This is a genomic window from Mesorhizobium sp. M7A.F.Ca.US.006.04.2.1 (assembly GCF_004022915.1).
GTDB lineage: Bacteria > Pseudomonadota > Alphaproteobacteria > Rhizobiales > Rhizobiaceae > Mesorhizobium > Mesorhizobium ciceri.
This window is the reverse complement of record NZ_RZQA01000190.1, coordinates 1-8,421: the sequence shown is the minus strand read 5'-3', so window position 1 is coordinate 8,421 and position 8,421 is coordinate 1. Positions and strand designations below refer to the sequence as shown.

General features: G+C 59.0%; 6 protein-coding genes and 2 pseudogenes. 4 read left to right on the top strand and 4 right to left on the bottom strand.

Annotation, left to right across the window (positions count from 1 at the left end; translation table 11 throughout):
• Positions 1-291, top strand: a pseudogene (locus EN925_RS12725) (hypothetical protein); the annotation flags it as partial.
• 202 nt (positions 292-493) lie between these two features.
• On the opposite strand, the gene EN925_RS12720 reads toward EN925_RS12725, so the two are convergent.
• On the bottom strand, positions 494-2,707 hold the full coding sequence (locus EN925_RS12720; protein WP_127388516.1) for an EAL domain-containing protein: 2,214 nt from the start codon (positions 2,705-2,707) through the stop codon (positions 494-496).
• Positions 2,708-2,943: 236 nt separating this feature from the next.
• Here EN925_RS12720 and EN925_RS12715 point away from each other — a divergent pair, with 236 nt between their 5' ends.
• The gene (locus EN925_RS12715) at positions 2,944-3,150 is read left to right on the top strand and encodes a hypothetical protein (protein ID WP_245459328.1); all 207 of its coding nucleotides are present in this window, start codon (positions 2,944-2,946) and stop codon (positions 3,148-3,150) included.
• A 261-nt stretch (positions 3,151-3,411) separates the two neighbouring features.
• Here the strand turns inward: EN925_RS12715 and EN925_RS12710 are convergent, their stop codons facing one another.
• Together EN925_RS12710 and EN925_RS12705 are read right to left on the bottom strand one after the other, a co-directional pair.
• Positions 3,412-6,048 carry an EAL domain-containing protein gene (locus EN925_RS12710; RefSeq protein ID WP_127370868.1) on the bottom strand — a complete coding sequence of 879 codons (2,637 nt, stop codon included), beginning with the start codon at positions 6,046-6,048 and terminating at the stop codon, positions 3,412-3,414.
• Between the two features lie 410 nt (positions 6,049-6,458).
• Positions 6,459-6,659: a hypothetical protein gene (locus EN925_RS12705; protein ID WP_013525315.1), complete on the bottom strand. Its 201-nt coding sequence runs from the start codon at positions 6,657-6,659 to the stop codon at positions 6,459-6,461.
• A gap of 459 nt (positions 6,660-7,118) precedes the next feature.
• Between EN925_RS12705 and EN925_RS12700 the strand changes: the two are divergent.
• Positions 7,119-7,301: pseudogene (locus EN925_RS12700) on the top strand (helix-turn-helix domain-containing protein); the annotation flags it as partial.
• On the opposite strand, the gene EN925_RS12695 reads toward EN925_RS12700, so the two are convergent.
• Complete coding sequence (locus EN925_RS12695; RefSeq protein WP_245459456.1) at positions 7,226-7,792, bottom strand: DNA-packaging protein; 567 nt, start codon at positions 7,790-7,792, stop codon at positions 7,226-7,228. The pseudogene EN925_RS12700 and the gene EN925_RS12695 overlap by 76 nt on opposite strands.
• 38 nt (positions 7,793-7,830) lie before the next feature.
• Here EN925_RS12695 and EN925_RS12690 point away from each other — a divergent pair, with 38 nt between their 5' ends.
• Positions 7,831-8,046 (top strand): hypothetical protein, encoded by a 216-nt coding sequence (locus tag EN925_RS12690; protein WP_013525312.1) that lies wholly within the window; start codon positions 7,831-7,833, stop codon positions 8,044-8,046.
• Positions 8,047-8,421: the final 375 nt, after the last annotated feature.

The window sequence follows — 8,421 nt, the reverse complement described above, 5'->3', positions numbered from 1 at the left end:
CTGCTGTCCGTAGGAACTTCCGGCGCTGACGCCATTGCGACGATCGCAGCTGAAAAAGATTGGCGCGTGACACTGTGGGTCGCCAACCTTACCTCCAAGGCGCAATCTGTGAAACTTCCGGATGCGCCGAGCAGTGCCCGTATAGCTCTTCTTGGCGCCGAGCAGTTCGAACGGGCGGCAACCGATCCCAACTTCATGGAAAGTACCGCAAGACCGCTGGATGACCAATTCATCTCGCTTGACGCTTACGCCGTCGCGCGAGTTGATCTCGACCTACCATTTTCGACCTAGAGCCCGATGTGCGCTGAGGTTGAGAGTTGAGCCCAGCGTCATGCGCAGCCGCATCAATCGCTCTGGCCCGAAGCGGGTGACACAGATCGTCAGGCGTCACTGGCCAGGGGAGTGTCGACGCACCTTGTCCCAGGCCGCCAAGATTCGCTGCTTGCATCCGCGTGCGGCATCGTCGACCGTCGGGAATCACATAGACGCATTTTCATGCGGTCGCCCGCCTTGATCCGCCGTCGAGGAGTTCCTGAAGGTCCTCTTTTGGCACCGGTCTTGAAAGCAAAAAGCCTTGTAGCTGGTCGCAGCCGAGCTTGCGCAGATAATTGCACTGGCTCTCGGTCTCGACCCCTTCCGCTGTCGTGCTGAGGCCAGTCGCGCGAGCCAGGTCGATAATCGCCTGAACGATGGCCTCGTCACCGTTCGAGCCGCCAAAGCCCTGCACGAAGCTTCGGTCGATCTTGATCCTGTCCACTTCCAGGCTCTGCAGTCGGCCCAATGAGGAAAATCCCGTACCGAAATCGTCAAGCGCAAAGCGCACCCCGACACTGCGCAACGCTGCCATGTTCTGCTGGCATTCGGTGGGGCGCTGGGAGAGCGTGCTTTCCGTAACCTCCAGCTCGAGCCGCCGTGGATCCATTTGCGTTTCCAACAAGATGCTCGTCACTTTCATGGCAAAGCTCGGATTGTTCAGCTGCAACCCCGATACGTTCACTGCCAGGGTCTCGATCGGCCAATGCACCGCGTCAAGGCAGGCCTGGCGCAGAACCAGCTCGCCTAGAACTTCGATGAGCCCCGTTTCCTCTGCCAATGGTACGAACAAGTCAGGGGCGACCCAACCGCGCTCTGCGTGCGACCAGCGCGCGAGGGCTTCGACGCCCGTCATCCTGTTGGTGTCGGCGGTGTAAAGCGGCTGATAATGCACCCGGATGTGGCCGGGCGTTTGCAGCGCCTTGCGCAGGTCCTGTTCGAGACCCTTACGCTTTGCCAGCGTCTGGTCCATCTCGGGTTCAAACAGAGCATAGCCGCTGCGACCGCCGGCTTTGGCGTGATACAGGGCGAGGTCGGCTTTCCGCACCAACTCGACCTGGTCCACCCCGTCCCTGGGAGCAAGAGCTACGCCGACGCTCACCCCGACAAAAACCTGAACTCCGGCGACCTCGAACGGCCGGCGCGCGGACTCGATCAAGTGCTCGCACAATGTTTTGACCTCATTCTCGCCTGCGACCGCGCGCTGGATGATAATGAATTCGTCACCGCCCAGGCGCGCCACCGTGTCAACCTCCACGGTCAGCCGCCTCAGCCGGTCTGCGAACTCCCTGAGCAACTCGTCGCCGGCAGGGTGGCCAAAGCTGTCATTGACCTGCTTGAACCGGTCGAGGTCAAGATAGAGGATCGCGAGCTGCTCGCCCGTCGCGGGCAGCAGTGTCAGCGCATCAGCCAAACGACTGTTGAAATGGCCGCGACTGTGCAGCCCTGTAAGCAGGTCGTAGTGGGCCAGGTGATAGATGTGATTCTCGGTCTCAATCAGCCTCAAAGTCCGCCGGCGCAAAGCGGCCAGAGCTACAATAATTCCGCCAAGTACCAGTCCGAACACCACCACGAGTGTTGGCACCAGTTGAAAAAGGACAAACGCCCCGGGCCGATATGGCTGCCACACAAAGAAGCCGACAGTCGAACCAGAGCGACCGACAAGGGGATAGGACGCCTCTTCAGAGCTAAGCATGTTTGACCAGGAGAAGTGTGCGTCGTCGAGGAGATAGTCTTGGCGCAAGGAGGCAAGCAGACTGCCGTCCAGATAGCGAACGGCAACGTGTAGGAATTCCTGACCTGGTACTTGTGCAATGTGGCCGCTGTCGGAAACGACTGGCTTGATGCTGACAATGGCAGGATGGCCGGAGATGACGACCATGTCGGAAGCACCTATCGTGAGCACCTGCTCGGTGACGCCGTCGGTGTCCCCCTGTTTCAGCCCCGCCCTGAGGTTCTCCACGAGAGGCGCAGTGGTCGGGCGTATGGATTGGTAGCTCGCCGGATCCACCGCCAATCCATCGGCGAATGCGTAGACGGGCGCGTCCTTCGGATCGAGAATGTAGACCTCATCGTGGCCGAAATACGTGTGCATCCAGGTGCCGAGATTGGTGTCGACCCATTTGGCATCCTGGCTCCGCAGGGCGCTGACCGCGTCGTCCCAGACGGTGACGCTCTCCTGATCGTGGGCTATTCCGCTCTCCAGCTTGGATATGATCAAGGCGACCAAGCTTTTCTGCCGTGACACGGCAACACCATCGGACTGGGTCGCCGACCACAGCAAAAGGCCTGTGGTGAGGGTCGCAACAAGCAGCGTCACGACAATGATGGGCAAAGCAGTTCGCTTGAAAAAAAGGCGACGTGTTGGTTCGCCGAAATGCCGGAGCAGCGTCATGAGGCTGCTTTACGCTAAGAAAACTGCTGGACCGTTAAAGGCGCGGCATCAGGCAAGCTGCACGTTTGAAAAGGCCAGTTCGATAACCCGGCGTTGAACTGCCAAGGAACAAATTGGCCGCGCGCGCGTTCGAGAGCGGCCTTTGCGGGGACTGAACACGAATGCTACTCGCTTTGGGGAACGCGCTCTCGACGACGGTTATGGCCGGCAGAAGTGGGGGTGCGGAAATTTTCGGCGTGGTCGATCTCAGCACTAAAGCCGAGGTAAGGATCAACGCGATGAATTTGGGAATGGCAATTCAGTTCGTGGCCAATGCCTCGGTGCTCGGTTACGATGTCCGTTCGGCGATGGTCTTCTACGGCGAACCCGGAACGCCAAGCCTCAGGGCAAATGACTGCGATCGATTGTGGACGCAATTTGGTGCCGCGCTCCTTCGCCCATAACGCCGGACGCTTTTGGCTATCTTCAGCTGTCTGGAGCTAACAGCCCATGCCGCGCCACCGGACCGTCGGATCATGAGATCTGAGAGACCTGACGAGAAATTTGCTTTCGGTCACTTCACCGGCACGCAGAGCCGGTCGGGCACTTTGGGGACAAGGGTGGCGGTGGGTTTGCCGATGCAAGTGCAGTGTGCTCGAGCCAATTCGCGACTGGGCGCCGGTTGAACCGCTCGGCCTGCCTGCCTTACCGCGCGAGGCATGACCTTACCCCACGGCCAACCATTTGCGCGATTGGGCAAACGCCGTGAAGGCCTTGGCGTCCATTGGGCGGCCAAAAACATAGCCCTGCAGAATATCGCAACCAAGCTCCTTCAGGATGCGCGCGTGATCATTCGTCTCGACACCCTCGGCAATGACTTCGATGCCGAGCGATTTGCCGATCTCAATGATCGACGAGACCAGCTGACGCTGCGGGATCGACTGGGTGACGGGCGTGATCAGTTGGCGGTCGATCTTGAGCCGGCGCGGCTGCAGCTTGAGCAGGGACACGATCGAGGCATGGCCGGTGCCGAAGTCATCGATTTCGATGTCGATGCCGAGTTCCTTAATGTGCTCCAGGTTCCAGGTGACCAGGTCGTCATTCTCATCGAGGAAGATGGACTCAACCAGCTCAAACGACACCGTGCCCTTCCTGATGGCAAGCTTGCGCAAGCCATCGATCAGATCCTTGTCCTCCAACCGCTTGGCGGAGACATTGACCGAGACGTGCGGGATCTTGAGACCGCTGTTCGACCATTGGTCGAAACTCTCAAGCGCCTGTTCCAGGACAGCGCGATCGATGATTGCCACGACGTTGAGTTCTTCGGCCACTTTGAGATAGCTTTGTGGGGCCAGGATGCCGCGTTCGGGATGCTTCCAACGCGACAACGCCTCGACCCCGACGATCTCAAGTGTCCTGGCGTCGAACTGCGGCTGATAGTATGTTGTGAATTCGGCGCGCTCCAACCCGCCCAGGATTTCGTCGGCAATTTGCTTGGTCCGCACGATCTCGCTTTGCAGCTCTTCGTCAAAGAATTCGTGTCGGTTGCGACCGCTTCCTTTCGCCCGGTAAAGAGCGAGGTCGGCGTTGACGAGCAGTTGCTTGGCGTCGGTTCCGGCGGCAATTCCGATGCTCACCCCGAACCGGCACGGGTTGCCCTGAAAATCGACCGGTCGGCGCATCTGCGTGATGATGCGGTCGCCGAGCGCGGAAAGTTGCTTGTCATCACGTCCATGGCTCACCACGACGAACTCATCACCGCCGATGCGTGCAACAAAATCACCGGGACCCGTGTTGACCTTGATGACCTTGGAGGCGTGCACCAGCATGGCGTCACCGGCTGCGTGGCCGAGTGTATCGTTGATCTGCTTGAAGCGGTCGAGGTCCAGATGCAGCAGCGCTGTGCGGGTCCCCGTTACGCTTTTTTCGGCAAGCAACTCATCGAGATAGCGGCGGTTGGGCAGGCCGGTCAGCGGGTCGTGCAGCGCAACATGCTCTACATGCGCCTTTGCGACCTTGAGTTCGGCATTTTTCGATTCCGACAGTTGGCGCTCTCGAATGAGCGTCTCATTGAGCAGCACGTCGCTGGTGACGTCCCACTCGGCGCCGATCATCTTCGGCGTGCCGCCGATGTCCTGGAAGAAGGCTGCGCGCGTGCGCACGTGGCGCGTGGTACCGTCCGCTAGCAGGACTCGGTATTGCGAAGAATACGGTCCCTCCCTCTCGGCGGCCGCGTCGAACTCCTGGCGCGCCCTGTCGAAATCTTCGGGATGAATAGCCATCGCCCAGTCTTCATAACCGCGCGGTTTGCCATCGGCTGGCTTGCCGTAGATCTGGTTGACGCGGTCGTCCCATAGCAGTTCTTTTGTGGCCAGGTCGTGCTCCCACACGCCAATTCCAGAAGCTTCCAGGGCCAACTCAAGGCGGCCAGACAGACGTCTGAGCTCGGCATAGTTTTTCTGTCGTTCGCCGAACAGTCGCCCGGCCACCAGGATCGGCAGCACCACCAGCGCGCCGGCAAAGGCTATGAGCCCCCGCAACATCCACGCATTGTTCGGAATGGCCGGCCAGCCTCCCTTCGGTATAGCCGAAATCAGCCAGGAGCCCGAAGGCAGTTGCACATCGGCCGACACCGGCTTGCCGGCGAGGACATTGTCTCCCCCGAAGAATTTTTTGCCGCCACCGCCAAGCGCGTCGGTCCCCGTCAGGGCGACATCAATATCAATCCCGGGGTCATTCAAGCCGCTCGCCGCGTAAAGCTGATCGACATCGATGACAGCGGAGAGGATGCCCCAGAATCGGCTGCCGCCGCCCGCCGTCGGCACAAAGACGGGAATGCGCCCGACAAAGCCTCGCCCTCCCTGGGCCAGGTCGACGGGGCCTGCCAACACAAGAACGCCGAGGTCTCGCGCGCGAAGCGCCGCCGTCCGTTGCGCCTCGCTCTTGCGGTAATCGAGCCCGATCGCCTTCTGGTTGCCTTCCATCGGGTACATCAGCGAGATGACGAGATCGGGCGCACCGGCGATGTTGCGCAGTTGCGATCTCTGTCGGAACAGGTTGCTTGCCAAGGACGCAAATCTCTGCTGTCCCATGTACGGCTCTGTAACTATGGCCGAGACGAGGCCCTGAACAAGCTGGAGATTACCGTTTACATTGCCTTCGAGCTTGGCCCTTATGATGTTGACCTTGGCCTGGACTTCGGCGCGCGCGAGTTGATCGGACACTTTCGTGTTCTGCAAGTCCGCAAGGACCGCGCAGATCACAAGCACGGCCAACGCAATTGCCGCCGGCAAGTTGGCGGTCGAAAAAACCGCCTTTCTTGCACCATCAAAGTCAAAATCCGTTCTGCCCGACCGGCTCAATTGCGTTTCCTTGACAAAAAGCCCATCGGCCAACGTAGGATGAACTGTTTAAATTTGGACTTCCAATCTGCATAAAAGCTTCTGGTCTGTGCCACCAAGTTTCGAAAGGCTGCGCTTGGGCGCTGCGCGTAGTACCGTTGGGCCTGTGCCGGCCAGTCCTGCTGCGCCGAACAGCAGGGTCGTCCTGCTCGGGCGGAAGACGGGTAGGGAAAGCGAGACGGACAGCCTGGGAGAGGGGAGGGGCGAGATCGACATCAGGAAGATGGATTAGCCTACTACATGCTGTCATCGCTGGTTCGCACCGGGTCATCCGTCCATCTTCTGCTATGATCCCGACGCCGTGACGTTCGTCACGGCTCTTACCCACAGCCCTGACGCATCCTGGCCAGTGAGCTCTAAATTGGCCGCGCTTAACGATCCGGCTCGAACCAACTTGTCGTGCTGCCGCAAGGGTGCGTTACCCTGATCCATTCGCCGATGTCAGGCTCTTCGGCGTACGGGATGGTTACTGGTCCCCACGTCTTCGCAGCTTCAACAACATTTTCGGCCTGAACCTCGGCACGTTCCACAGCTTTGCCGTCGCGTATCAGCTCGACGGTGAAACTCTGCATAGATCGCACTCCTGTCGCGCAATCATATCCCAACCTCTACCCGAAAGGAAAAATCTGTTTTTTCGAAAGGAAATAGCTTCCCAAGGTCCTCGCGGCACAAAGCAGCTATTCGCAACAAAAGGGGCCCAGGTGGCCCAACGATGAAACGCATTTTGCTTTTCTTGTGCGGCGAAAGCATGATGGAGCGGGTGGCTAACAGCCGATAAATTTTGCCAACACATTGATTTCAAATCATAATTTTATGTTCCATAATGTATGTTATGCGACTTCTGGATGTAGCAGTTATATAGAGATGCGACACTTGAGCAATTTAGAGATGCGACAGTCCCCGACTTTCACAGCTCATGCTCTGGCCAACTCGAAGCTGGAAAGGAAGGCTGACGACTTCACACTGCCTGGCGTGAGACCGGGCGTATTGCGGAGCCGGCATGCCTTTGATCACCTTGTCGCAAAAAAGAGCTGCATCGTCTTGAAGCCATCCAGAAGATCCGCGACCGGCGGCTGAGCGTCCAGGCGGCGGAGCTTCTTCATCTCAGCCGCAGTCAGGTTCACCGGCTGTTGCAAGCCTATGACCAGGACGGCGCCGGCGGGCTGGAGTCGAAGGAGCGCGGCCGACCGAGCAATCGGCGCCATGATGAGGAGCCGCCGCCGCCGGCCGCGCCACCATACAGCGTTTCGGTCGCTTCGGTGTTGAATGCTATCCCCTGCTTGGGATGCAGCTCCAGGTCAAGAACTGCGGACTGTGACATTGACCACGGGGACCAGCGGCAACGGTTCGCCGTCTTTGCCGGTGAGTTCCGATTCGAACTTCTGGGTGCGGATGATTTCCTCGACCTGGCTGGTGAAATCGTCATGGCGCGCATCTTCGCCACGTTCTCTATCTTCACCTCGCCCTGATACGCAAAGGGCTTGGCCTCATAGAGCGGGTGCGCGTCGACCCATTCGAAGTACTCGCAACATGCCGTCCACAGCTTCTCTGGATCGATGATGATCGGGCTGCGGCCGTGTGAGCTACGGGCCTTCCAAAATTGGTTTCCTGCGGGTGCGGGCATTTGCGAAAATTTCGACGCTTTTACAAAGTTAACCAGCGGCCGGATTCGTACGGTTTTGTGACTTGCTGGATTGCCGATCACATGGTTTTTTTCCCACATCGTTGTGTGGGAGTGCGGGCGTGGGCGACGATCAGAAGGACGGTGTTCGGGTAGAACACATAGACGGCCAATGGGCGGTGCAGATCATCGAGGATGGCGTGACCACCCAACAGCTTTTCGACAACGAGGAATTTGCGAGGAGTTTCGCAGCCGGTCAAATCATCCGGCTCAACCTTAACCGGTCCGGCCAAAGCCAAAGCGGCCATGAGGTGGATGGCCCGCGAAACCATTCGTAAACCATGCCAACACGTAAATATTTTATGTCGAACCGATCGGGTTGCAGGAGGTTTTGGGCGGGTCTGCAACAAAGAGGCCCAGCCAATCCCTGCACCGCTTACCCATCTCGCCCGCCCTGTTGATCTCCTTCGGGATTGCCTGCGGAATTTGCGTCTGGGCGACATCGGATAAGCCAGTGAGCTTCTTTCAAGCCCAGGCGTCCCCGCAGCTGGAAATGCGCGGGACAGTCGGTAACCTTCAATAGATGGACGATCATCGATGCTACCGGCGGGCCGGTGCTGTCGGGGACGATCCGCTACCGGCTGCGCACGTCGTTCTCGCGCACGGGCAAGACCGCCACCTCTCGAATTGCGGCGCCACGGGGGATCGCGAAT

What these genes read in the sequence shown, in the direction of transcription:
- EN925_RS12720 (WP_127388516.1), bottom strand. Translation starts at nt 2,707, where the DNA reads ATGACGCTGCTCCGGCATTTCGGCGAACCAACACGTCGCCTTTTTTTC.
- EN925_RS12705 (WP_013525315.1), bottom strand. Translation starts at nt 6,659, where the DNA reads ATGCAGAGTTTCACCGTCGAGCTGATACGCGACGGCAAAGCTGTGGAA.